Origin of the sequence: Sulfitobacter sp. G21635-S1 (assembly GCF_027213915.1) — a bacterium.
GTDB lineage: Bacteria > Pseudomonadota > Alphaproteobacteria > Rhodobacterales > Rhodobacteraceae > Sulfitobacter.
On the sequence record NZ_JAPWGV010000010.1, the window covers coordinates 52,435 to 74,235 of the forward strand.

General features: G+C 59.9%; 23 protein-coding genes and 1 pseudogene. 9 read left to right on the top strand and 15 right to left on the bottom strand.

Translation table 11 applies throughout. From position 1 onward, the window contains the following. Nucleotides 1-33: 33 nt before the first annotated feature. From O4H53_RS11620 to O4H53_RS11640, 5 genes are all read right to left on the bottom strand, one after another. On the bottom strand, nucleotides 34-186 hold the full coding sequence (locus O4H53_RS11620; protein ID WP_240778552.1) for a hypothetical protein: 153 nt from the start codon (nucleotides 184-186) through the stop codon (nucleotides 34-36). A 127-nt stretch (nucleotides 187-313) separates the two neighbouring features. After that, entirely contained in the window at nucleotides 314-1,513 is a 1,200-nt protein-coding gene (locus tag O4H53_RS11625) for a DUF932 domain-containing protein (RefSeq protein ID WP_111550037.1), read from the bottom strand. A 173-nt stretch (nucleotides 1,514-1,686) separates the two neighbouring features. Further along, entirely contained in the window at nucleotides 1,687-2,826 is a 1,140-nt protein-coding gene (gene tcmP, locus O4H53_RS11630; protein WP_111550036.1) for a three-Cys-motif partner protein TcmP, read from the bottom strand. Nucleotides 2,827-2,838: 12 nt separating this feature from the next. Next, nucleotides 2,839-3,594, bottom strand: coding sequence for a DUF5131 family protein (locus O4H53_RS11635; protein ID WP_111550035.1), 756 nt, complete (start codon nucleotides 3,592-3,594; stop codon nucleotides 2,839-2,841). A gap of 240 nt (nucleotides 3,595-3,834) precedes the next feature. Further along, a complete protein-coding gene (locus O4H53_RS11640; RefSeq protein ID WP_111550034.1) occupies nucleotides 3,835-4,239 on the bottom strand; it encodes a single-stranded DNA-binding protein in 405 nt (134 codons plus the stop codon). 433 nt (nucleotides 4,240-4,672) lie between these two features. Between O4H53_RS11640 and O4H53_RS11645 the strand changes: the two genes are divergently transcribed. Both O4H53_RS11645 and O4H53_RS11650 read left to right on the top strand, forming a co-directional pair. Beyond that, nucleotides 4,673-4,993 carry an H-NS histone family protein gene (locus O4H53_RS11645; RefSeq protein ID WP_111550033.1) on the top strand — a complete coding sequence of 107 codons (321 nt, stop codon included), beginning with the start codon at nucleotides 4,673-4,675 and terminating at the stop codon, nucleotides 4,991-4,993. A 233-nt stretch (nucleotides 4,994-5,226) separates the two neighbouring features. Beyond that, nucleotides 5,227-6,237: a hypothetical protein gene (locus tag O4H53_RS11650; protein WP_111550032.1), complete on the top strand. Its 1,011-nt coding sequence runs from the start codon at nucleotides 5,227-5,229 to the stop codon at nucleotides 6,235-6,237. 159 nt (nucleotides 6,238-6,396) lie between these two features. Here the strand turns inward: O4H53_RS11650 and O4H53_RS11655 are convergent, their stop codons facing one another. The 8 genes and pseudogenes from O4H53_RS11655 to O4H53_RS11690 all read right to left on the bottom strand — a co-directional run bounded on the left by O4H53_RS11655 (nucleotide 6,397) and on the right by O4H53_RS11690 (nucleotide 15,503). Beyond that, nucleotides 6,397-6,561: a hypothetical protein gene (locus tag O4H53_RS11655; protein WP_007803240.1), complete on the bottom strand. Its 165-nt coding sequence runs from the start codon at nucleotides 6,559-6,561 to the stop codon at nucleotides 6,397-6,399. Nucleotides 6,562-6,947: 386 nt separating this feature from the next. Then, complete coding sequence (locus O4H53_RS11660) at nucleotides 6,948-7,421, bottom strand: hypothetical protein (protein ID WP_111550031.1); 474 nt, start codon at nucleotides 7,419-7,421, stop codon at nucleotides 6,948-6,950. Between the two features lie 100 nt (nucleotides 7,422-7,521). Then, nucleotides 7,522-9,699, bottom strand: coding sequence for a ParB/RepB/Spo0J family partition protein (locus O4H53_RS11665; protein WP_111550030.1), 2,178 nt, complete (start codon nucleotides 9,697-9,699; stop codon nucleotides 7,522-7,524). Between the two features lie 114 nt (nucleotides 9,700-9,813). After that, the gene (locus O4H53_RS11670; protein ID WP_111550029.1) at nucleotides 9,814-10,947 is read right to left on the bottom strand and encodes a helix-turn-helix domain-containing protein; all 1,134 of its coding nucleotides are present in this window, start codon (nucleotides 10,945-10,947) and stop codon (nucleotides 9,814-9,816) included. A 203-nt stretch (nucleotides 10,948-11,150) separates the two neighbouring features. Continuing rightward, nucleotides 11,151-12,074, bottom strand: coding sequence for a ParB/RepB/Spo0J family partition protein (locus O4H53_RS11675; protein ID WP_111550028.1), 924 nt, complete (start codon nucleotides 12,072-12,074; stop codon nucleotides 11,151-11,153). Then, nucleotides 12,064-13,209 (bottom strand): plasmid partitioning protein RepA, encoded by a 1,146-nt coding sequence (gene repA / locus O4H53_RS11680; protein WP_157729110.1) that lies wholly within the window; start codon nucleotides 13,207-13,209, stop codon nucleotides 12,064-12,066. Before repA ends, O4H53_RS11675 begins: the two co-directional genes overlap by 11 nt. Before the next feature lie 293 nt (nucleotides 13,210-13,502). Then, nucleotides 13,503-14,387, bottom strand: coding sequence for a recombinase family protein (locus tag O4H53_RS11685; protein WP_111550027.1), 885 nt, complete (start codon nucleotides 14,385-14,387; stop codon nucleotides 13,503-13,505). 56 nt (nucleotides 14,388-14,443) lie between these two features. After that, a pseudogene (locus O4H53_RS11690) lies at nucleotides 14,444-15,503 on the bottom strand (tyrosine-type recombinase/integrase). A 22-nt stretch (nucleotides 15,504-15,525) separates the two neighbouring features. Between O4H53_RS11690 and O4H53_RS11695 the strand changes: the two are divergent. From O4H53_RS11695 to O4H53_RS11705, 3 genes are all read left to right on the top strand, one after another. Continuing rightward, a complete protein-coding gene (locus O4H53_RS11695; RefSeq protein ID WP_269363956.1) occupies nucleotides 15,526-15,747 on the top strand; it encodes a type II toxin-antitoxin system CcdA family antitoxin in 222 nt (73 codons plus the stop codon). Between the two features lie 12 nt (nucleotides 15,748-15,759). Then, entirely contained in the window at nucleotides 15,760-16,053 is a 294-nt protein-coding gene (locus tag O4H53_RS11700; protein ID WP_269363957.1) for a CcdB family protein, read from the top strand. A 313-nt stretch (nucleotides 16,054-16,366) separates the two neighbouring features. Next, a complete protein-coding gene (locus O4H53_RS11705) occupies nucleotides 16,367-17,065 on the top strand; it encodes an IS6 family transposase (RefSeq protein WP_047998088.1) in 699 nt (232 codons plus the stop codon). A 78-nt stretch (nucleotides 17,066-17,143) separates the two neighbouring features. On the opposite strand, the gene O4H53_RS11710 is transcribed toward O4H53_RS11705, so the two are convergent. Further along, nucleotides 17,144-18,037 (bottom strand): SDR family oxidoreductase, encoded by an 894-nt coding sequence (locus O4H53_RS11710; protein WP_047998087.1) that lies wholly within the window; start codon nucleotides 18,035-18,037, stop codon nucleotides 17,144-17,146. Nucleotides 18,038-18,066: 29 nt separating this feature from the next. Further along, a complete protein-coding gene (locus tag O4H53_RS11715; protein WP_047998086.1) occupies nucleotides 18,067-18,879 on the bottom strand; it encodes a DODA-type extradiol aromatic ring-opening family dioxygenase in 813 nt (270 codons plus the stop codon). A 177-nt stretch (nucleotides 18,880-19,056) separates the two neighbouring features. Here O4H53_RS11715 and O4H53_RS11720 point away from each other — a divergent pair, with 177 nt between their 5' ends. The 4 genes from O4H53_RS11720 to O4H53_RS11735 all read left to right on the top strand — a co-directional run bounded on the left by O4H53_RS11720 (nucleotide 19,057) and on the right by O4H53_RS11735 (nucleotide 21,783). Further along, nucleotides 19,057-19,365 carry a winged helix-turn-helix transcriptional regulator gene (locus O4H53_RS11720; RefSeq protein WP_269363959.1) on the top strand — a complete coding sequence of 103 codons (309 nt, stop codon included), beginning with the start codon at nucleotides 19,057-19,059 and terminating at the stop codon, nucleotides 19,363-19,365. Beyond that, a complete protein-coding gene (locus tag O4H53_RS11725; RefSeq protein ID WP_047998085.1) occupies nucleotides 19,352-19,951 on the top strand; it encodes a TetR/AcrR family transcriptional regulator in 600 nt (199 codons plus the stop codon). Before O4H53_RS11720 ends, O4H53_RS11725 begins: the two co-directional genes overlap by 14 nt. 142 nt (nucleotides 19,952-20,093) lie before the next feature. Further along, on the top strand, nucleotides 20,094-20,648 hold the full coding sequence (locus O4H53_RS11730; protein WP_047998084.1) for a TetR family transcriptional regulator: 555 nt from the start codon (nucleotides 20,094-20,096) through the stop codon (nucleotides 20,646-20,648). Between the two features lie 49 nt (nucleotides 20,649-20,697). Beyond that, complete coding sequence (locus O4H53_RS11735) at nucleotides 20,698-21,783, top strand: efflux RND transporter periplasmic adaptor subunit (protein ID WP_240310591.1); 1,086 nt, start codon at nucleotides 20,698-20,700, stop codon at nucleotides 21,781-21,783. Nucleotides 21,784-21,801: the final 18 nt, after the last annotated feature.

The window sequence follows — 21,801 nt, forward strand, 5'->3', positions numbered from 1 at the left end:
TCCTTCCCAGCGATCTCCGCCAGAAACAACGATCTAAAAAACGAACATCGGCATAATCTTAGCCTCGGCATAAAGCGCGCAATAGTCCATCAGCGCCTGCCAACTGCCGATGACCGGGTTCTGGCTGAGGTAGCGGCCGAGGATGTCACGGGCCTCGAGGACGATAGTTTCTTCTTGGGGAGTCATGGGTGTCTCGCTGAAATCCGCACACCGACGCCCCCTGCCCTTTCGGGGCAAAGCCAACGGCGTGCATGTTGAGAAAAAGGCTACAGCGACCGCCTCGGTGTCGGGCGATCGCTGCTTGAGCGCTCTATCAGCCGACCCGGTCGAGCAGCTTTTTGGCGCGCCCTTCCATGTCGAGGCGCGCATCCTGCTGTGTCTTGTCGCGCGCAAGCCGCGTGATGCCCTGCACGAAGTCGAAGATACTCTCGGGCGGGCGGCCTTCTTCCATCAGCACTTTCTCGATGATCTTGCCGGACTCCGCCTTCGAGAAGCCCCGCTTGCGCAGGAAATCCGCGCGATCCTCGTCGGTCCGTGCCACGATCTGCTGCCGCGCGGCCTTGATGCCGTTCACGAAGCCCTGCGGCGAGGAATTGGCGAAGCGCGTCAGCGCCGGGGCCGCTTCATGGGCAAAGCGCGAGGCGGCGTATTTCGAATGCCGGATGCGAATCTCCCGGAAATCCTCGACGCCCCACAGATTCCTGTTCTGGCACACGGCCCGCAGGTAGAAGCTCGCCATGCCAAGGGTCTTGGCTCCCACCTCCGAGTTCCAGCAGTAGAAGCCCCGAAAGTAGAGATCGGGGGAGCCGTCCGGCAGCTTGCCCGCCTCGATCGGGTTGCGATCATCGACCAGGAACAGGAAGACATCGCGATCCGAGGCATAGAGCGTGGTCGTGTCGCGGCTGATTTCGACATCGGTGTTGTAGACTCCTGTCGACCAGTCCAGCACGCCCGGCACCTTCCAGCGCGTGTCGCCGGTGCCATTGCCCGCAATGCGCTGCACCGCCTCGACCAGTTCGAAATCGTGGATGCGGCCATAGTCGGGACCCGTCACGGCGCGCAGTTCGGTGCGGCCGTCTTCGGTCTCGAAGGTTTTGACCTGTTCGGCGCGGTGGTTGGTCAGACCATATTGCAGGTTGATGCCCGCCAGCGGCGCAGGCAGCTGCCGCAGGTAGGAGGCCGGCGCGCCGACGATGCTGGCAAGCTGGCCGAAGGCCCAATGCGTGGGCGCGACCGGTTCTTGCGCCTTCGGCAACATCAGGTGCAACCGCTCGGGATTGTCGCGAGCGGCCTCGACCCGGATATCCGCCGTCTGCACCACGCGGCTACGGCTGCGCTCCGACCGGCCTTTCACATTGGCCCAGAGATCATCGAGCGACAGATACCGCTCGTCATCCGGCCGGTTGAACCATTCGGACGACACCCGCCCGTTCCGCTCACCCCGGCTCACATCCACTTTCCAGCCACCCGCCCGCGCCGGTGCGACCGGATCCAGAACTTCCACAACACCCATCGGTATTCCTCCGTGACAGGCGCCGGAAGCCACTCTCCCAGCCTTTAACCTGTCGCGAAAGCAACCAGCCTTTCTCTCACTCTAAATCGGTTTGGGAAGAGGGTGGGCGTCTGATGAACATGCGAAGGCCAGCTTGCGCTTGGCGCGAGCCGCTATTCGTGGCTTTAGGTCTCTCAGACCAAGAAGATCGCGGTATCCGGCTGGGGAACTCGCTTTCTCGGCGGAAGTTCGAAATTGATGACGCCCCGCTCCCGCATATCCAAAAGGACACTGTTCAGATGCTTGCGGCGAATTGGAACTTCCTCCATCGCCTGATTGAACATCGGGCCAGGAAATGCCCGCATTCGGCCTTTCAGGAAACTCACGATTATCTCCTCAGCCCGTTTTCTATTCGCTTTGCACCCGACGCCTTTCTGTTCCTGCTGGATCGCTGCGATGTCGGCAGAAGAGAACAAGCTGACTTGCGGGCTGTCACCTTCGCGGAGGTTGTGACGCATCACTAGTTCCTGCTTCTCGACCTTCTCTTGAACGTCGCGGAATACTTCCAACCCGGACGGGCTCTGCGTACCGAGTATTAGACGCATCTTCACTCGCTCGCGCCTCGGCACCATGATCGAGAAATCGGGTAGATATGATGCCACTTTGTTCGAGCGCATCGCGGCCTTCATCAGGTACAGCATCTTCTGCTCGTTGCTCCAGCCGGCGGGTAGGTGCGCGAACTCATCAGCCCATGCCGCGTCCGCTAGGAACCGCCCGAAGGACGCCTCAACCTCGTGATATTCAGCATGTCGGTTGATGTGGTCCGACATGAAATTCAGCATGAACTCGCCATTCTGTTCACGCAGGAAGCGGAACACCTCTTCGTTACGAATGTTCCATCCGGTCGGGTCAATGAAGGTGAACGTGAAACCGTCAGTCAGTTTGGCGGCGATCGCATTGAGGTTGTCTTCGAATGCACCTTCGAAAACGTGTATCTCGAACCGCCCTTTCGAAGCAGCGTACTCCCGAAGGCGCGCAACCGCTTCTGGACGCTGTTCGCAGAAACAGAAGCGAATTTTCAGTCCACCGACGCCGCGCTTTTCTAGATCAGCGCGAACAGCTTCCAAAGTGTTGATTGCCTGATCGAACGACGCATCTGAATACTTAGCGTCATCAGATATGCGCCAAGGTCCGGCAAAGGCATCTACGAAATTGAACGTAGGAGAATGGCCTTGCAGCGTCTTGTATGCCGCTGCTTGGAGGTATTTCGTCAGGAACTGGTGCTTAATGAATGATTGTTCGCGGTCGCGGTAAAAGTCTAAATCTGCTTCCATACGTGTCTCTCGCTATTGCAATTCGGCCATGATCGCCTTCGGCACGATTTGCCACGGGAACCCGTTCCATTCTTCGCCTTCGAGCAGACGACCGCCGGATTTCGGCCGCGCACCGCCCCACTGTTTGAAGAAGAAAGCAACTTCGTATCGCTCACAGGCAACGCGCAATTCGGTCGCCCACGCCGCTTCCATCGGACGAGCGCCGGGCCCACTTTCGCCGCCGACAATCGCCCAAGCAACACTTGTCAGATCGACCTCGCCAATCGGGCCTAGCAGCGGTTCGAATGAGATGAAGCGCGCATCCGAGTTGATCTGCCGAAGGTGTTCAATCCGCCCTTTGTGTGCGGCATCCTCGACGGACACGCCAAGCCAGATATGCGACGGCACTCGCCCACCGTTGTAGCGGCGGCGCACGTAGTTGCGCATCAGTGATGAGCGCTTGGTCAGGACTTGATAGACATGCCAGTCGGCGGCCTCCATCGCATCGAACACGTGGTCGATGAACTCACGCGGAATATCCTTGTGGAACAGGTCGCTCATCGAGTTGACGAAGATCATTCGCGGCTTCTTCCACTGTGCGAGCTGCCCAAGGCGTGACGGCCATAGGCGCAAGTCGAAACCTTGTTCGTATGGATGTCCTTGAATACCGCGCCAGCGTTCAGCGAACCTTTCTGCGTAGCAATGTTCGCAGCCGGGACCGACCTTCGTGCATCCCGTCACAGGATTCCATGTCGCATCCGTCCATTCGATTTCAGATTTCTGTGCCATCCTGCTCCACCTCTTTTTGTGGATAACTCTAATGGCATATACACAGATGAGGAACTCCTAAGTTTGTTGAACATCGATCTACGGAAACCCGCGATGCAAACTTTCAATCTTGGAAATGTTGTAAGTTGCGTCAGCGGCAGGTCGCTAGAGGTCAATTTGTAGAGGCGCCAGACCGGTTTGAGCCAAGATTGGCCAATCCCGGCGGGTTTCCCCGCCGGGCCTAAGGGGAAGACCCCGTTCTCAGAACGGGATCTCGTCGTCGCGGTCGACCAGCTCGGGGTTTTCGTTCTCGGCCGACTTCGGGCGGCTCAGGAAGTCGACCTTCTCGGCGATGATCTCGCAGCCGTAGCGGTCGTTGCCCATGCTGTCGATCCACTTGGTGTAGTGGATGCGGCCGTGGACGAGGACTTTCATGCCCTTTTCGCAATGCTCCGCGACCGTCTTGCCGAGACCGTTGAAGCAGGTGATGCGGTGCCATTCGGTGTCCATGACACGGTAGCCGTTCTCGTCGCGCAGGACGCGACCTTCCGAGAGGCGGGGGCGAGAGGTGGCGAGGCTGAAGTTGGTGATGTTGGTACCGCCCTGGGTGGTGCGGGTTTCGGGTTTTTGACCGATGTTGCCGGCGAGGATGACGATGTTCTGCATGATTAGCTCCTGTGTTTCCTGTCTTCGGGACCGTCCCTTCGACAAGACCCGGAAAAAGCCCGTCGGGTGACGCGTGCACGGTGGACAGCACGGACACCGGAAACCCCCAAAGGACCGGGGTGGAGCGGGCAGGACGCCATAGGCGGCCAACACGGCCCGGGCTGACGCGGGGTTGCGCGCAGGAGGACGAACGGGATTAGGGGATTGTCAGTCGAAGGGATGGACCAGAAGCCAGAAGTACGCGGGGAGCCCATGCCAGACCCTGTCACCCTGCCAATCGGGACTGCCTGAACCCAAGCCCAGCACCCGTAACTGGCGCCAAAGACTGCAGATCAACCAACCATCGTCACCTGCCCCCCTTGCCTACGGGAGTTGCGGGACCATGCCGCGGCGGTCTATCGATACCGGAACATTCAGGACACCGACCGCATCAATGGCTGATTACGATCTCGAGGCACTGTCGCTCGGCGAGCTGAAGAAAATGCAGAGGGACGTCGTCAAGGCGATTTCCACATTTGAAGATCGGCAGAAGGCGGAAGCCCGCGCCAAGGTGGAAGCCCTCGCCCGGGATCTCGGCTACTCCCTGGCCGAACTTGTCGGCACCGAGACAAAATCCTCTCGAGCGCCTGCAGCGGCGAAATACCGACACCCTGAGAACCCGGCGCTCACCTGGTCGGGCCGGGGGCGCAAACCGCAGTGGTTCGTGGAGGCGTTGGAGGCGGGTAGCACCGCAAGTGACCTAGCTATCAGTTGAGGGTGTGGGCGATGCGCTCAGCCCTTTGCCGACAGCCGTGCGGCGCGCAGTTGATGACCGGTTTCTGCGCCTGGAAGCCATCGTGTTCGTCAGAGCGAGCCTCCCGAAACTGTCAATTTGTTAACTAGCTGGAGGATGCTGCTCGAGGAAAATTAGCAAGCGATGCCGCGGCGTTTAACAGGATGGCCAGCCCAGGCAAATATCATTTCATCGAGCGGAGAAGGTAGGGTTGTATGTTGAACGAAAATGCATATCGAGACAGCGTCCGGGAGAGGGACCTGGACAACTTTCTGGTCGAAGAGCTTTCGTCCTCTGATGACTTTCGCGACTGGCTTCTGAGCCGCATCACGACAGATTTCCTTCCGCCGCGATCCAGCGATATCCGCTTGCGCAAGAGCCCTGTCCGCGCCAGCCTCGACGGCCGGCAAACCGATGTCGAGCTGGGCTGGTTCTCCGGCGGCGAACAGCTGGCCTGTTTGCTGCTGGAGAGCAAGATCGCCGACGACTTCCAGACGGGACAGGCCGAGTCCTATCTCAGCGAAGTTCAGGCGCAGCTTTGCAAGTTGGGGCCCAAGAGGGCAGCCGCCGTGCTAGTGGCCCCGGCCGGCAAGATGGCAAGCTTACAACACAACGGCGCGTTCGCGGCAGATGTGACGATCGAGGAGATCATCGCCTTCTTGGAGAGTCGGCTCGACGATCTCGAAGAAGGGGAGCTGTCACGGCGGCTGTCGGTGCGGATCGAGCTCCTAGAGGCCCTGGCCGGGAAACGGGCGTCGAGTGGCTGGGTCGCGAGCACCGTGGCCGAAAAAAAGGACTTCGCAATCGCCTACGAGCAGCTGGCCTCGGCAATCCTGCCCGATGCTAGGGTACGGCCTTCGACGAATGGGCCTCAGGCGATCACCCGCATTTTCGAGGGAATGAACATCCCGGCGCTTCCCGGTATGAGGCTGAGGCACGAATTCGGAAACCAGGTCGCTTGGAAGTACACAAATGTCCAATTCCCACATCGGGCAAGCCAGGTCGAAGTGGTGCGGTCAAGCGCGCTGCTGAGGGGGACGCCCTACCAAGTGGAAGCCGCGGGGCAAAGCCTCTCCATTCGCGCCAGGACGCCCGGCGTAAATCCGATGCGCCCATTCGAGGAGGAGCGAGACAAGGTCGAGGCGGGCCTCATCGCGACCCGGGACCTTCTGGCATGGATCCGGGCCAATGCGGCCGAGATCGCCCGCCTTATTGAGAACCACTGAGCCGTCTCCACCGCCGCCTGATTTACCCGTTTCGCGCATACGCCCGAGATAGGAGGATGCCCGCGTTCCTCAGATCGGCATCACCGATCACTTGGTCGTCGATAGGCCCGTAGGCGCACCTGCGCCGTGCCCGGGCCCTCGGGAAGTGAGGCCAAAGCCTCACCCGAAGGGATCGTACTCCGAGACGATCACGACCTCGTCGCCGTCGATTTCATCGGCGGGGACGGCGCCGAAGGTTCCATCCCCTGCCTGGAAGACGACGATCGAGACCATGAGCGTGGCGGCGAGGGAGGCGGCGAAGGCGTGAGCATCTTTGCGGGACATCTGTTTGGCTCCTGTCTTGGAGGCGGGGGACCATCCCCCGCGCGACAGGACCCCGCAGGCCCGAAGACTGGCTGACATCACCGGGTGCGTTCGGCTTGCCCGAATCCATCCGGCGGCACGGGCTTGCCCGTAGTCCGACCCCTCGCGGGTTGATCTCGAAGACGGGATTCGGGCCAAGGAAGGGAATGGCGAGCGGGGGATGGTCCCCCAACATCAGGAGCCGGTTGTCCCGCTGATGTTTGGAACGCCGCCAGCCTCCCGGCCACGCTCTTGGTTGAAGACTTCTTCTTTGGGGATGGATCCTTTGGTGCCCCGCGAACTCAAAGGACAGGGTTGTGATGGATGAGAGGCCCGAACTTTGGCGGGCCCCTCGGTTTCAGTTGGGCTCAAGCGGCCAGGTCCGCGCCCCTTGCCCTTTCGCCCTGTTCATCGCCGACGATTTCAAGCCGCGCGTTGCGGTATCCTTCCTTGGCGATCCAAAGCTCGGCCGCGGTGATGGATTCCGCCAGATGCAGCAGCTCGGTGTTGCCGCTGAAGTCGAGAAGCACGCGCACCTGCCCGGGCTTCGGATCCTCGGCCACCTCGAAGACGAGGGTGCTGTCAGCCGAATGGCTGCGCATGATGGTGACGAGGATCACCCCGTCCGAGGAGAAATTGCCCTCATGCAGCGTGAACGACGCGGGAGCCGTCCATGTCGGGTAAGGTCGGGGTGGCTCCTTTTTCACAAGACGGCCAACGCCGTTCGAGCGCTCCCAGGCCGCCAGCTTCTTGGTGAAGCGTGCCGGCGGCTTGGGACTACCGTCGGTGTAGCGAATGAGCGCCCCAAGGGGCGCGGTGTCGATGATGGTTGTTGCAGACATGATTCCTCATTCCGAATGCGAGCATTCGCACTCATCTTATTGATATTGTTACTCTATTGGGTGATTGGGGGCGGAATCCCCGCCCCCCCGCTGGATCACGTTATTCCGCGGCCAGCATCGACGCACCTTGAGCAGGCAGGTCATCCGTCAGGAATGCGGGAAGGTCAGCTTCACTGACGCTGTCAGCCACTTCGACATCCACCCCCTGCCCTTCGGCACTGTCCTCATCGTCCAGCGCCACGAGATCGTTCCGGCGCAGCACCTCGGGCAACCAGCCGCTGCCCTTCAGCAATCGCTCGGCCTCACTGGCCATCTCGCCTTTCTTCAGGTGATCGAGAAGCTGGGCAGTCCCCTCCCCTTTCGCCTCGCGCACGGCCTCGAGGATACGGGCCTTGGGCACGCGGTTGAGATAGGTGTCGACGGTCGGCTCCCAGCCCGCCTCGACCATGTCGAGATCTGTGGCACGCGCCACGAGATCGGAATGCGCCATCCGCCGGGTCAGACCGCCAGCGGAGATGCCTGCACCGTATGGGTTCACCTTCTCATGCAGCGCGTTGACGCCGAAGCTGAGGCAATGCGCCAGCAAGGCCAACCGACTGCCCTGATCGAGGACCGTCAGATAGTCCCAGAGCGCTGCATCATCGCCAAGCGGCAGATCGGCTTCCCATTCCGCATGACGCTCGTCGACCAGCTTCGCCACCACGCTGTCCTTCAGATCGGGCGCCTGCGCCGACATGTAGACCTGACGCACTGAGGCTTCGAGACAGCTGCCCGAAGCTGAGGAGGTGCGGAAGGTGTCCGTCACCAGCTTCAGCAGCAGCAGCGTCAACGCCACATCCGGCGAGCGCCCGATCGCTTCACGCAGAGCCAGCGTCCGGTGGGCCGTCAACTCCATGACCAACCGCTCGGGCAGCGGCTTCAACGCCCCGTCGTCCTCATCCTCCGGCAAGTCAGCTCCGATCGGCTGGCCACCCGACATGATGACGGTTCCGCCATGAGCGGCACTGCCATGGCCATCGGCGAGACCACGATCATCCCCCTGCCCCGCTACCGCAGGATCAGTACCATCCTGGACCGCGGTCTCCTCAACAGGCTCATCCTCTGACCGCACATAGCCGCGATAGACGGCCAGCGCGCCGTAGCGGTCGAGCGTGACGAACGCCCCTGCCCGCCCGATCTCCTCCGCGTCGAAGATCAACGGCCGGGTCTCGATCTTTTCCATCTCCGTTTCCAATACGCCAAGCCGCGTGTCGATCTCGTCGGGGATGTCATCCTGATCCGCGTATTCCTCCTCGAGCGCTCGGTACTCGGCGAGCAGCTTGGCATGAGCTGCACCTTCGTCATCCGTCATCGGTGCCGGATCACCAGACAGAGACCGCAGGCCGTGGCTGTAGCCGTAGGGCAGGTCAAGCGCGACCTCGATCCACTTCCAGCCCTCAACCGCAACCGTCTCAGCCTCGGCCTGGAGTTTTTCCGTCACCAGCCGATCGAGCAGGGCAGGGTCCTCGAGCCAGCCACCGTCATCGCCCTGAAAGAGGTCATGCAGCATCGTGCCGCCCGCCGCTTCGTAGGCCTCAACACCCACAAAGATCGCGCGCCGGTCGGACGCCCGGACCGAGGTCTCGGTCAGCATGCGCCGGATTTGGAATGGCTCCTTGTTCCAGGATGAATGGATCACATCCCAGACCTGAACCTGACGCGCGTGATCGGGGTTCACGGTGAAGGCCATGAGCTGCTCCAGCGTCATGCCATCCTCGGCATAGACCTCAAGCAGGGCAGGGGCGACGGAGGCGAGTTTCAAGCGCTGCTTCACGATCTGCGGCGTCACGAAGAAGGCGGCAGCAATCTCTGCGTCGCTCTGACCCTTGTCCCGCAGCGCCACAAACGCACGGAACTGGTCGAGCGGGTGCAGGGCGACGCGCTGCATGTTTTCTGCAAGGGAATCGTCCTCGGCCAGGATGTCGGACGCAGCATCCCGCACGATGCAAGGAATGGGCGTGGTCTTCGCCAAACGCTTTTGCTTCACCAGCAGGGACAACGCTTGGAACCGGCGGCCACCGGCCGGGATCTCGAACTTGCCGGTCTCGGTGCCATCCTCAGCCAACACGGGCCGCACGCTCAGGCTCTGCAAGAGGCCGCGGCGGCCAATGTCTTCGGCGAGTTCCTCGACAGACACGCCAGCCTTGATGCGCCGCACGTTGGACTGGCTCAGCACCAGCTTGTCGAAAGGGATATCCCGGGACGGGGACAGGGTGATTTTCTGGACAGCTTTCGTCATCAGATGTTCTCCACGACGGGCGTCGGAAGCCACTCTCCCGATCTCACTTCCCGTCACCCTCAAACCAACAATCCTTTCCCTCTCGATGATCGTTCTTGACCGCGGTCAAGAAGTTCACGTGGGAGCAAGTTGTGTGCGTAGGATCCTTTCGAAATAGGCGTCAGGGTGTTTGATCGTGTCTGCTCTTGCTATCAGGTAGTCGAAGACGAGAAGCAGTTTTCCCGCGCCAGCTTTCTGGATGCCATACCGAAGTTCGTCTTGTCTTATTCTAAGCAATCGACCGAGCTCGTATAGAATGCGGGTAAGGGCTTCTCCTGTCCGCGGCGGTTCTGGGAAAAATCCTGCAACATGGGTGAAATCCTCCCATGCCATGCGTGCTGGGTCTCGGTTCATCGTCGGGTTGGTTTTTGCGGTTTGTTCACTGCGATTGACCGTAGAGGGCGCAATCTTTTTAATATCTTTTTTTATAGACTCTATGTGCCGGACATTTTGTCCGTTTGTGGCGGGCAGATCGTTGGATTCTGGTGCATAACGTCGGTGTTCGATAGCTTGTAAATTATCTTCGGAACCAGCTTTTTCTGCGGCATGGTGTTCACCGTAGCTTGCGTCGGTATCGGCTCCGAGGGCTCTAAGTTCCGAGATAACGCTCAGGACTGCATCAACGGTTAATGTTGCTCGACGCAGGACATTTCTGATCATGTTGAGGGTAGAGAGCTTTGCGTCATCGAAGCGTGTCTGTTGGAGTAGCGAAGTTCGTAGGGCCAACGCCTCAGCCTTCAGTGAGCGCAAGCGCTCGCGTTCCTCGGTGAGTTGCAAGGCTTGCGTCGCGAGCGAGCCGTACCTCTGGATTAAGGGCTTCAGGTCGATGCCAAAGGCATCTCTGATAACGCCTCCATACCGCAGCGGAAAGCGTTTGCCATTTGCTGAGTTCTTGCGTTCGATTAGTTCAGCAGCTGAGAGGCGTCCTAGGCTGCGTCGAAGTGTTCTCTCATCGAGTCCATTTGCGCGCTCTGACAGAGAAGCGTTCGACGGGAACACGACAGTGAGCGTAAGTCGCTGGCTGTCCTGAATCTCACGTTCTTTGCGGGGTAGGAAGCTAATGAGCGCGGTCAGAACGGCGAGGTCATTGGTTGTGAGACCGAGCTCCTTCCTCAGTACGCGAACTGGACCCAGAAGCTCGTAGGGGTTAGGGCAGGGCAGAGATATCCGTTCCGCCAGGGCGGTCGTTGTTTCAGTTGCATGTCTCATGGTGTTTCGGAAGAAAAAGCTTCCCCGTTCACCGCGAGCGGTGTTGAAATCGATTCGTTTTGGGGGTATCAATCAGGTGTCGAGACTGATTGAGGCCCTTCGGAAGCATCGCTTTCGGGGGGTCTTTCTTTTTCTAGCCGGTCCTCCTTTCGTTTTCTGCTCGTTGCTTTTGATGTCTTGACCGCGGTCAAGACACGGGGTCGTCACTCTGGCCCGTCTTGACCGCGGTCAAGAAGCTCCATGACCAGCTTCCGGACTGCCTCCTCAACACGAGGGACAAGATCAGCGTCCACATCGATGGTGATGCGGTTGCCCTTTCGGCCGATCTTCACGCGCTCACTCGGATGTGTCTTCTGCGTCGATGGTTTGGTGGCTGTCAGCAAGGCAACCGCCGCTTCGAGACGGTCGGGGCCCGGTATGTTGCGAGGGATTTCGCCGGCAATTTCTTGGGCTCTCGCGACGTCTTTCTCGCACAGCCTGAAAAGCTTTTCCCAAACCCGTCGGCCAACACCGTGTGCAGGTCCGATAGCCTGGATCAGTTCCATCGGAATGCCCGTAGCGATACGGTTCATCCGCGAGACGAGCGATTCATCGATCTGAAGTGCCCGATACGCGATCGTTTGAGCGTTCTTGCGCGTTTCGTCGGTTTTCCCAAGTTCTCGAATGATCCCGGCGACAAACAGAGCCCTTTCGATGAACGATGGGTCTTGACGCGCATTATTCTCCACGCCTTGGGCAATGAGAGCTTCCTCGTCGGTCATCTCCATGACCGTGGCGCGCACTTTCTGACCAAGTTGGCGACAAGCGAGAAGCCGACGGCGTCCATAGACGATCTCAAGCGCACCGTCCTGGGTTCGGCGAACCAGCACTGGAACCTTTTGACCGTGCTCGCGGATCGAAGAGACAAGCTCATCCAGACCATCGCTTGGATCGATGCGGTCCATGACCGCGGACATCCGTATGGCGGTCGGGTCGATCAGCCGCGTGGCGTGTTTATCTTCTTCGAGCACGGATGCTTGTGCGCGAGCTACAGTTGGGCTCGTTCGCTTCACATCCAGATCCTCGTCCGAAGGCGGCGTTTTGCCCATCGCGTTCTTGAGTGAGTCCCCGAAGACCTTACGCGCCATGGCTACGCCCCCATGCTTTCAGGATTTCGCGTTCGACTTCGTCGGTCACGCGCGAGACGGACTCGATCGCGCGCTCGTAAGTTCTGCGATTCACGTCGCGAGGTTCGACCTCGAAGATGCTCTGCTGGGTGTTCGCAGCATCACCCACGGCTGTTGATTTCAGGAACTCGGCAGACAGCACGGCATCCCCGAGGACTGTCCGAAGCAGAGACGAGATCTGCACCTGCGGACCATCCGTATTTTCGTAGCGGGTGATCAGAACGCGCACGAAGTTCAGTCCATGTTCCGGGGCGTGTGCCTCGACGACGCCCATCAGGTTGCTCGCCATGCCCAGAAAGCTCGCCAGCGACATGACATCGAGCATCGACGCGTTGAGCGGGATCAGGACCCCAGTTGATGCAAAGAGTGCAGAGATCACAGAGAAGTTCAGCTGCGGTGGGGTGTCAAATATCACCACATCATATCGGTTGAGGACGGGCTCAAGCGCTTCCCGGATGCGGCTATGGAACGTGGTAGCGCCGTGCCTGAAGCTCAAGGCGACCTCGAACTCGTACTCCATGATGTCCATGGATGCTGGAATCAGATCCACAGTCGGGAAGTTCGTTTTGCGAATGATATCTGCTGCGGGCAATGGATCGTCGGATCGGATAAGATCGTATGAAGTCGGCATATCCGGATCGAGCTCGGGAGTAACCCCGAACAGGTTTGTCAGACTTGCCTGGCTGTCTAGGTCGATCAGCAAGACCCGGTAGCCGCGCAGACCCAGTAGTTGTCCTACATGGGCAACAGATGACGTCTTTGCCGAACCACCCTTCAGGTTGAAGATCGTCAAGACCTGACAAGCCTCTCCCGGTCTTCTGTGCGGGTGTTCTTCTGGCTTGATCCTTCCAGTCTCGAGAAGTACGCGTTGTGCCTCGACCATCTCCTCTGCAGAGAAGCTACGGCGGTTGCCGCCCTCCAGGACACCTTCGGGAAAGCCTTCGAGGTTTGACACATGATGGCGAAAGGTATTCTGATTAATGCGAAGCAGTTCAGCCGCTTCCCGCATGGCGAAGCGTCGGAGGCCCTTCTGAGCGTCCGGTGGGAAGGTTTCCTGCGCATGTTCACGCAACCGACTACCAAGCCGCTTGGACATGACTTCAAATCTCTGGGAGGCCCGTATCCCGTTCATCACTGCCCTCAAGTCTTTATTGTTTTGCAAAGCTTAACAGATATTGTGGATAAATCCAGACCAAACCGTTGAGCGGCCTGGGGGCGTTGAAGGCACCGATTTCTGTCGACGGTAAACTGTTAAAAATCAGCGTCTTGGGCGACTGCGCTCTCGCTCTACTTCAACACCTCGTTGCCAACTACGTAGTGACCACAAGATGTATTGTGAGTGCGTACAGAAATCAGTCGGCAGAATCGGATGGGCGATTCTCGGGAATCTCAATCGAGCAGCCCCAGCCTCTCAGCCCGCTCCAGTAGCATCTTGACCGAAGAAGGCTGCCAGCTTGTCCGCCCGCGTGGTGTGCGTTCGCGCATCGCTTCCAGCCGGGTACAGATCGCCTGAAGCGTGATGTCGGGGTCCGCGCCCTTGATGCCGGCGACGATGGCGGGCAGACGGTCGCCGGTTTCGCGGCGCCCGGCGCGGGCCAGCACCTCGGCCGGCAGGAAGCCGTCGCGGACATAGGCATTCACAGCGCGCAAGAGACGGCTTTGGGTCCAGCGACGCGCCTCGGGCAATGGGCCGTTGATGATGCGCACCACGTCTTCCCAGGCCAAGTCGGGTCGCAACCGGCGCACATGGGGCACCCAATCTTGTGCCGTCTCGTTCAGACGCTCCATGTAGCCGTCTTGTCGCGCCAGCCGCACTTTGCGAAGAGCAGCAGGGTCTTTGGCCCGCAGTCCAGGGTTCCCGCCGACCCGGCCCTTGGTACGGGCGCTCGCCAGCCCCGCCTTGGTACGTTCCCGGATCAGCGCCCGCTCGAACTCGGCCGCGGCGCCCAGAACCTGCAGTGTGAACTTGCCTTGCGGGGATCCGGTGTCGATCGGGTCCTGAATGGAACGAAAGAACGCACCCTTGGCCTCCAGCCGCTCGATCACCTCCAGCAGATGCGACAGGGATCGCGCGAGGCGGTCAATCCGCACGACCACCAGCGTGTCGCCCTTGCCGATGCGCTCCAACACCCGCGCAAGCACCGGCCGCGCACGATTGCCGCCCGAGGCCTGTTCTTCATGGATTTCGGCGCAGCCTGCGGATTTCAGGGCCTGCGACTGGGGCAGGGGGGTCTGATCTTCGGTCGATACGCGGGCATAACCGATCAGGGGCATCAAAACAGTCTTTTTGCAGTTCTATCTATCACTACTAAACGACCGATTGATGACAGCTAAAGCCCTGCGGCCTTCGTCAGGTTCACCCGAAACCGGTCTCGTCTGCGTTGATACCGGCGGGTCATCTCGGCAGAGGCATGCCCAAGTTGCTTCTGTACGTAGCGCTCATCCACTTCCGCCGAACTGGCAAAAACCGGCGCGCAGGGAGTGGCCTGAAAACAGCGCCAGGCGATCCTTTTCGGGGAGTTCAGACCGAATGCCAGCATCGAGAACGGTGCGCTTGATCAGCCGAGCGATATGCTTGTCGTTCAGGCGCGCTTCCAGCGCACGTTTGCCATCACGCGAGGTACCCACGAAGACCGGGCCGAAGTCGATGCGTCCGAAGTGCAGCCATTGCTCAAGCGCGTGCACAGGGCAGGTCTGCTCGGACGAGCCGCGGCCAATCTCGACCTCGCGCCAGCCGGTTTTGGCATTGAGTGTCAGAAGGGCGCCAGCGTCGAATATCTCGACCCAGCCGCCACTGTCCGGCGTGTCATCCTTGTGAAGGTCGATCCTGACGATTTCCGAACGGCGCAGACCACCCGCATAGCCCACCAGTAAGATCGCGCGATCCCTGAGCCCGCGCAAATCGTACGGTAGTGTAGCGACCATCGCGAGGATGTCTTCGGTCAGAATCGCTTCCTTCTGGACCGGCGGTCGCGCGTGTTTGCGCTTTATTCCGGCCAGAACAGTGGCGATGTGTCGGTCCTTGCGGTCAAGTGTGAACCCCCGTTGCGCGTGATTCCAGGCAAGTCCCGAGAGCCGACGGTCAATAGTCGAGACGGAGAGGGCAGGGGACGGTTCAGACCCTGAGGCCAAATCGGCAAGGTAAAGCCCGATCATTTCGGGCGAAGGGGGCAGGGGATCGGTGCCTTTCATCCGGCACCAGCGCGCGAAGTGTTTCCAGTCCGTCGCGTAAGCCTTCAGGGTATTGTCCGAGGCTGCGGCGCGCGCATAGTCGCGCGCAGCTTCAACCAAGCGGTCGAGTTTGCCGGACCTGGCGACATGCATGGGCACATCAAGATCCCCACTCTCGTCTTGTTCGCTGGATGAGCTTGCATTATACTCCTTTATCATACTCTTGCTCCGAGAGGGTTCTATGGGACGTGTGAAAGTAAATTTAACTTTGGATGCTGATGTCGCGCGAACAGCACGATCTCTTGGCCTCAACATGTCGCGCCTTGCGGAGGCAGCGATTGTCGAGGCCGCCAAGATCGAGCGGAATCGCTTGTGGCGCGCCGAAAACCATTCCGCACTTAGCGCTTACGCTGAGGAGGTTGCCAAAGAAGGGCTCCCGCTCGCTGGGTACAGAAGCTTTTAGGATAGAACCAGAATGGCGCAGTTTGACCTTTACCGTCTCCGAGGCGGGCAGATTGTCGTGGATCTTCAAACTGACCTGATTGGAATCGAAGCCTCGCGCATCGTTGCGCCGTTGCGCGAGGCAGGCCGATACACGGCATTCCCAGGACTGACGCCGATTGTCGAGGTCGACGGAGAGGCTTGGATCGTTCGAGTTCAAGAGTTGGCGGCGGTGCCGGCATCTGAATTGCGCGAACTTGTGGGCTCGCTTGACGGGCATCGAGACTCCCTGAAACGCGCGTTGGATATCCTCATCGATGGGATTTGATTCGATCCCGAAAGTAGCGGGTTTCAGAAAGCCGAGGGCAGGGTGCTCTCTCACGTTGCCCTCCTCGGTGTAAGACCCGTTTGACGCTGCTGAGGTCGGTTTTTCGTGGTTTTCCGACATATCGTTAAGCACATTATTTAATGTCCGATAAGGCAAACTTATTGGCATAGCTGCGGCCGACAAGGCGAGGCGCTTATAGTGCTATTTTCTGGAAGAAAGCGCCGTGATGACGTAAGCTTGAAGCATGACATTCACCCGGCACGCCCGGCATTGCCAAGTTGTTCAGCTTGCATGATCAGGCTATTTCAACGTCATGAAAATCCCAACCAGTATCCTGCGCCTAAAGGGCTTCCGGTTCCCTCGCGAAATCATCGCATACGCTGTTTGGGCTTGCCATCGCTTCGCAATGAGCACGGCCGACGTCGAAGACCTGCTGGCCGAGCGCGGTGTGATTGTAAGCCGGGAAGCGATCCGGTTGTGGGTCAATCGCTTTGGTCCACATTTCGCAAATTGCGTCCGGCGCGATCGTCCTCGCCCCAATGACAAATGGCATCTGGATGAGGTCGTTATCTCGATTCGAGGGAAGAAACATTGGCTGTGGCGTGCCATCGACGCGGAAGGGGACGTCCTCGACATTCTCGTGAAAACGCGACGAAACGCTAAAGCAGCCAAGCGGTTTCTCCAAAGGCTGATCAATCAGTTCGGCGAGCCGAGGGTCGTGATCACCGACAAGCTGCGCAGCTATGTCAAGCCGATCAAAACATTGGCACCGGACGCTGACCACCGCGCCCACAAGGGATTGAACAACGCCATCGAAGGATCACACAGGCCGACCCGGAAGCGAGAGAAGATATTCGGCCGGTTCAAGTCACATCGGCAGGCTCAGAGGTTTCTATCCGCTCACGATCAGATCAACCTGATTTTCCGTCCCCGCCGATTTCAACTCACCGCAAACTCATATCGCCACGCCCGAGCTGACGCGTTCAGCCTCTGGGCAGAATACACCATCTAGATGGTGGCGTAATTTACAGACCTGCAACACCCTACGACACGCGGCCAACAACTTAGCAATGCCCTTTGGGCGTGTCGTTTACGCCTGTCCTGTCAAAGCGGTTTTGTTTGCCAGCAGGAAATCCCGGACCGACTCCGCCTTCTGCCCGATCAGTTTTTCAACCTCATGCGAGGCAACATCAAGACTTTCCGTAGCAATGGCGACGTCGAAGGATGAGAAGACATCCGCGACGAACTCCGGCAGGCCGTTCTTGACCATAGCCTCGACAAGCGCATCGCGCGTGATCGAGACATAGGGGATCTTCTTTCCGGAAACTTTGGACAGGATCGCGGCGATCTCGGCATGGCCGACGGCCTCGGGTCCGGTGATGTCGCGCAGGGTCGATCCGGTCTCGGACAACAGGGCCGCGGCGGCAGCGCGGGCGCAATCTTCGCGCGTGACATAGCCTGCTTTGCCTTCGCCTGCTGCCGCGTATAGCGCCCCCGCATTGATTGCCTGCTGTCCGCTCTGCAACAAGAGATCGGCATAAAGGCAGTTGCGCAGGATCGTGTGCGGGATGCCGGTCTGCTTGATCAGCGCCTCGGTCTCACGGTGATCGGCGGCAAAGGTTATCGGGCTGCTTTCATCCGGGTTGGTGAGCGACGTATATACGATATGCGAAACACCGGCGTCCTGCGCGGCGGCGATCGCGTTACGGTGCGCGGCAAGCCGTTTGCCCGGCTCAAGGTCGTCCGTCGAGATGATCAGCAGCCGCCCGCCGCCGGCAAAGGCCGCACCAAGAGCGGCCGGGTCATTGAAATCGCCTGCCCTGACGTCGACCCCACGCCCCAGAAGGGCCGCGAGCTTTTCCGGCGTGCGGGTGATTGCAACAAGGGGCTCGGCCCCCTGCGCCAGCAGGTTCTCGATGACTTGACTGCCGAGTTGGCCGGAGGCACCGGTCACGATGAAGGGGCCTTTGATGTCAATTGACATGACTTTGTGTTCCTGTTCCAAGTTTCTGTTCAACCGAAGCGAAAGGCGCTTTCGATAGCGCCAAGAACGTGATCCTCCAGCGTCTTGCGACCGATATCGTCGCCCGCCGCACCCGCCACGACATGCAGCGGGATGAGATGCTCTTCGCGCGGATGGGCATCCCGGCCGCCGGGTGCGTCCGACCAGTGCGTCAGCCTGCGGTTGCGGTCCTCGGAATCGGGGCAGGTCGTCGCCTCGGTCAGCCAGGTGTCGAACGCGCCGCCAACGATGTCGCCCCGCGGCCCGCAGCGCAGGCTCCGCATCATCACGCCCATGTTGTGATAGGTGTTGCCGCTGCCGAGGATCAGCACGCCCTCGTCGCGAAGGGGGGCCAGGGCCTGGCCAAGCGCGATATGGCGCCCGGGGTCGAGATCGCTGGCAACCGACAGCTGGACGCAGGGAATGTCGGCCTCCGGAAAGGCGACCTTGAGCGGCACGAAGACGCCGTGGTCAAACCCCCGCACGGCATCCTTTGCGGCGGGGAGACCCGCGGCGCGGATCAGGTCATGCACGCGCTCCGCCAGCGCCGGATCGCCGGGGGCAGGCCAGGTCAACTCGTAGGTATGGGGCGGGAAACCGCCGTAGTCGAACAGAAGCGGTGGGGCAGGGTTGGTCTGCATGGTAAAGGCAGGCTCTTTCCAATGACCCGAGATCACCAAGAGCGCCCTGGGGCGCTCAGGCAGCGTGCCCGGCAGATCCTTCAGGAACTGCCGGTGCCGGTCCCACTCATCGGGCGGGTTCCAGTCCATGAAGAAGCAGGGGCCGCCCCCGTGGGGAATGAAGAACGTGGGTTGGCGGGCCATGTCCGTTTGTCCTTCCCGGTTTGCAGGGAGACCTCGCGTGTCTCGTGAAGACACTGAATAGTTGATGCATGGCGAAAAATAAAGTAGGAACGGAAAAGTAACTGCATAGCCCGAGGGTGAACAGCGATGCCCAAGGTCCCGCCACAGTGCCCGATGGACTCGATTTTGCGTCTGCTCATGGGACCCTGGACCACCTACATCATCTGGGTCCTGAGCGATCAGGGGCCGCAAAGGTTCGGGGCGCTGAAGCGAGCTGTGCCGGGGATATCAACCCGAATGTTGACCGAGCGTCTGCGGATGCTGCAAGGCGCTGGTGTCATCTGGCGCGAACAGGCTGAGACCATTCCGCCTGCGGTGTCCTATGGCCTGACGTCGCGCGGCAACGACTTGCGAAGCGTTCTCGACGCACTGGGAGAGATTGCACATAATTGGGAACACGAGGGCGTCTTCGCAGGCGAGGGAGGTGGTCGGCATGAGGGTCAGTAAAGTTGACGATGTGCTCAGAGGGGCCAGGACCGTTTTCCTGAAATTTGGCTTCGAAGGTGCCAGCGTCGATGCGATTGCCGAGGAAGCGAAAGTATCCAAGGCAACCCTTTATGCTCATTGTTCAAGCAAGGAACAGCTCTTTCTGATCGTTGTGCAAGCGGAGTGCGACAGGCTCTCGGCCGAAATATCTCGACCGCTATCAAGCAGAGAAGATCCGCGAAGCGTCCTGGAAGAGCTCTCACGGCGCATGATCGACCTTGTGATGGATGATGACTACATTCGTCTATTGCGTTCCTGCATTGGTGCGGTTTCGGTTCTGCCCGAGGCAGGCGACATATACATGGAAGCGGGTCCGAAGCGGGCTACCGGAATTGTCGCGCGGATCCTTCAAGGCATGCGCGACGCGGGATCTCTGCACGTGCAGGATTGCCATACTGCTGCCGGTCAGTTCATTCATCTCTCCCTGTCCGGCGTCATCATGCCGAGACTGTTGGCGCTCGAGCCTCGGATCGATGCATCAGAACATTCCACGAAAGCTACCGACACCTTTCTAGACGTCTATTCCGCGGGCAATAGCTCGATTTAGCGGGAGGAGGACATCCAGGTGGCTTCATGTACTCTTGACAGCAGGCGCCACGCCTTTTTGACGCGATGTGCACCGGACGCTTGACTTAGGTGGTAACGAGACATAGCTGCCTGTCGAACCTAACCGTCCGGATGGTACAGAAATGAAAGGGCGCCTACTCGCTGCGGGAGAAGGAAAGACCTCGCGGAAGATCCTCGAGGCGGCGCGTGCGATTGCCGCGCGTGAAGGTGCTGGAAAAATAACGATTGACGCCGTCGCAAAGGAGTCCGGCCTGAGCAAGGGCGGGGTGCTATACAACTATCCGACGAAGAAAGCCCTGCTATCCGGACTTTTGAACCAAATGCTCTCGGCGCATCGCGTGCTCCTTAACGATCTGCCCGAGCGGCTGTCCTCGCGCACATTGCGAGGACATCTTGAAACCATCACCCGATCCAAGGATGTCGACGATGACCTGTCCATGGCGATACTCGCCGCCGCGGCCTCGGATCCACAGCTGCTAGATCCACTCCGCGTTGAGCTGACCGGCGATCTTGAGCGCATCCTGTCCGACACGAAGGACGCTCCGGGTGCCATGATTGCCGTCCTTGCGATCCAAGGGCTGAGGTTCCAGAAGCTTTTGAAGCTTCCGGATGGCGGCGCGGACATCGGGGAACGCGTCATCGAACGATTGAGGACCATGATCAATGAACTCGAATAGAAAGACACGACGTTTGAAGCAATTAATGTCTGTTGTCTTGGTCGCAGGCGTGGCTGCCGTTGCAATTCCGTTCGCTCCGTCGTTCCTGACCGACGTGCTTGCTCAGACCGCGACGGGCACCACGGAGGCAGATGTTGACACACGGCCTGGGGGGAACGCGGAACGACCGGTCACAGTCGAAGTCACCCGTGTGATCAGTCGCTCCGTCAATCAATCCCGCACCGTCGCAGGTCGCGTCGAACCTGCCCGGACAGTGGATTTTGCGTTTCAGATATCGGGGCAGATCGTTCGGCTCGCGGTGGAGCCCGGCGACACGGTCCGCGCGGGCGACGTTATTGCCGAGCTCGATCCGGTCGATTTCGAGCTTACGGTCCACCGGGCGCAAGCGTCCTTCGATCTCTCGAAGTCCGAGCTTAATCGCGCGGCCGGTCTCGCCGCGCGGGGTGTCGCGGCCGACGCCCGGCTCGAGACTGCGCGCGCCCAATTCGCGCAGGCAGATGTCGCGCTGCGAGAGGCACGGCGGCGTCTCTCACAGACCCAGATCGTCGCGCCGTTCGACGCGATCGTGGCGCGCACCTTCGTCGAGGAATACGTCAACATTACTTCGGCCGCCCCAGTCGCACGCTTGCAGGACCTCAACGAGATGCTAGTCGTGATATCGCTGCCGGAGGATCTTGCGGCCATTGCGCGAGCGACACCCGGCGCCTTCCACATCGTGGCGAGTTTCCCAGCCGTGCCGGGCTACACGGCACCTCTCGTATTCCGGTCCTTTGCGACCGATGCCGACCAGACGGCGCAGACCTATGATCTGGAATTCGCCATCACCGGCGATATCGACCCGCGCCTGCTGCCAGGAATGATTGCGGATGTGCGCATTGCCATTGCGGCAGAAGAAAGTCGCCCACAAGCCATCATCGTTCCGGTTTCAGCGGTGGACACGACGAGCCGACCCAATCCTTCTATTTGGGTCTACAATGAATCATCCGGCCAGGTCTCGCGCAGGTCGGTCCAGCTTGGGCTTCCCGTTGATGACGAGGTTGTCATTCTGGGCGGTCTGGAGGGCAACGAACTGGTCGTGTCTGGCGGCTGGTGGCGGCTCAGCGACGATCAGGCAGTCGTCGTTTCGGGTTTGTGATCCTACCCTTTTAACAGG

What these genes read in the sequence shown, in the direction of transcription:
- repA (WP_157729110.1), bottom strand. Translation starts at nt 13,209, where the DNA reads ATGTCCAAGCGGCTTGGTAGTCGGTTGCGTGAACATGCGCAGGAAACC.
- O4H53_RS11655 (WP_007803240.1), bottom strand. Translation starts at nt 6,561, where the DNA reads ATGTCCCGCAAAGATGCTCACGCCTTCGCCGCCTCCCTCGCCGCCACG.
- O4H53_RS11700 (WP_269363957.1), top strand. Translation starts at nt 15,760, where the DNA reads ATGGCGCAGTTTGACCTTTACCGTCTCCGAGGCGGGCAGATTGTCGTG.
- O4H53_RS11670 (WP_111550029.1), bottom strand. Translation starts at nt 10,947, where the DNA reads ATGAGACATGCAACTGAAACAACGACCGCCCTGGCGGAACGGATATCT.
- O4H53_RS11695 (WP_269363956.1), top strand. Translation starts at nt 15,526, where the DNA reads ATGGGACGTGTGAAAGTAAATTTAACTTTGGATGCTGATGTCGCGCGA.
- O4H53_RS11645 (WP_111550033.1), top strand. Translation starts at nt 4,673, where the DNA reads ATGGCTGATTACGATCTCGAGGCACTGTCGCTCGGCGAGCTGAAGAAA.
- O4H53_RS11640 (WP_111550034.1), bottom strand. Translation starts at nt 4,239, where the DNA reads ATGCAGAACATCGTCATCCTCGCCGGCAACATCGGTCAAAAACCCGAA.
- O4H53_RS11625 (WP_111550037.1), bottom strand. Translation starts at nt 1,513, where the DNA reads ATGGGTGTTGTGGAAGTTCTGGATCCGGTCGCACCGGCGCGGGCGGGT.
- tcmP (WP_111550036.1), bottom strand. Translation starts at nt 2,826, where the DNA reads ATGGAAGCAGATTTAGACTTTTACCGCGACCGCGAACAATCATTCATT.
- O4H53_RS11720 (WP_269363959.1), top strand. Translation starts at nt 19,057, where the DNA reads ATGGGACCCTGGACCACCTACATCATCTGGGTCCTGAGCGATCAGGGG.
- O4H53_RS11675 (WP_111550028.1), bottom strand. Translation starts at nt 12,074, where the DNA reads ATGGCGCGTAAGGTCTTCGGGGACTCACTCAAGAACGCGATGGGCAAA.
- O4H53_RS11685 (WP_111550027.1), bottom strand. Translation starts at nt 14,387, where the DNA reads ATGCCCCTGATCGGTTATGCCCGCGTATCGACCGAAGATCAGACCCCC.
- O4H53_RS11650 (WP_111550032.1), top strand. Translation starts at nt 5,227, where the DNA reads ATGTTGAACGAAAATGCATATCGAGACAGCGTCCGGGAGAGGGACCTG.
- O4H53_RS11635 (WP_111550035.1), bottom strand. Translation starts at nt 3,594, where the DNA reads ATGGCACAGAAATCTGAAATCGAATGGACGGATGCGACATGGAATCCT.
- O4H53_RS11620 (WP_240778552.1), bottom strand. Translation starts at nt 186, where the DNA reads ATGACTCCCCAAGAAGAAACTATCGTCCTCGAGGCCCGTGACATCCTC.
- O4H53_RS11710 (WP_047998087.1), bottom strand. Translation starts at nt 18,037, where the DNA reads ATGTCAATTGACATCAAAGGCCCCTTCATCGTGACCGGTGCCTCCGGC.
- O4H53_RS11665 (WP_111550030.1), bottom strand. Translation starts at nt 9,699, where the DNA reads ATGACGAAAGCTGTCCAGAAAATCACCCTGTCCCCGTCCCGGGATATC.
- O4H53_RS11715 (WP_047998086.1), bottom strand. Translation starts at nt 18,879, where the DNA reads ATGGCCCGCCAACCCACGTTCTTCATTCCCCACGGGGGCGGCCCCTGC.
- O4H53_RS11725 (WP_047998085.1), top strand. Translation starts at nt 19,352, where the DNA reads ATGAGGGTCAGTAAAGTTGACGATGTGCTCAGAGGGGCCAGGACCGTT.
- O4H53_RS11705 (WP_047998088.1), top strand. Translation starts at nt 16,367, where the DNA reads ATGAAAATCCCAACCAGTATCCTGCGCCTAAAGGGCTTCCGGTTCCCT.
- O4H53_RS11660 (WP_111550031.1), bottom strand. Translation starts at nt 7,421, where the DNA reads ATGTCTGCAACAACCATCATCGACACCGCGCCCCTTGGGGCGCTCATT.
- O4H53_RS11730 (WP_047998084.1), top strand. Translation starts at nt 20,094, where the DNA reads ATGAAAGGGCGCCTACTCGCTGCGGGAGAAGGAAAGACCTCGCGGAAG.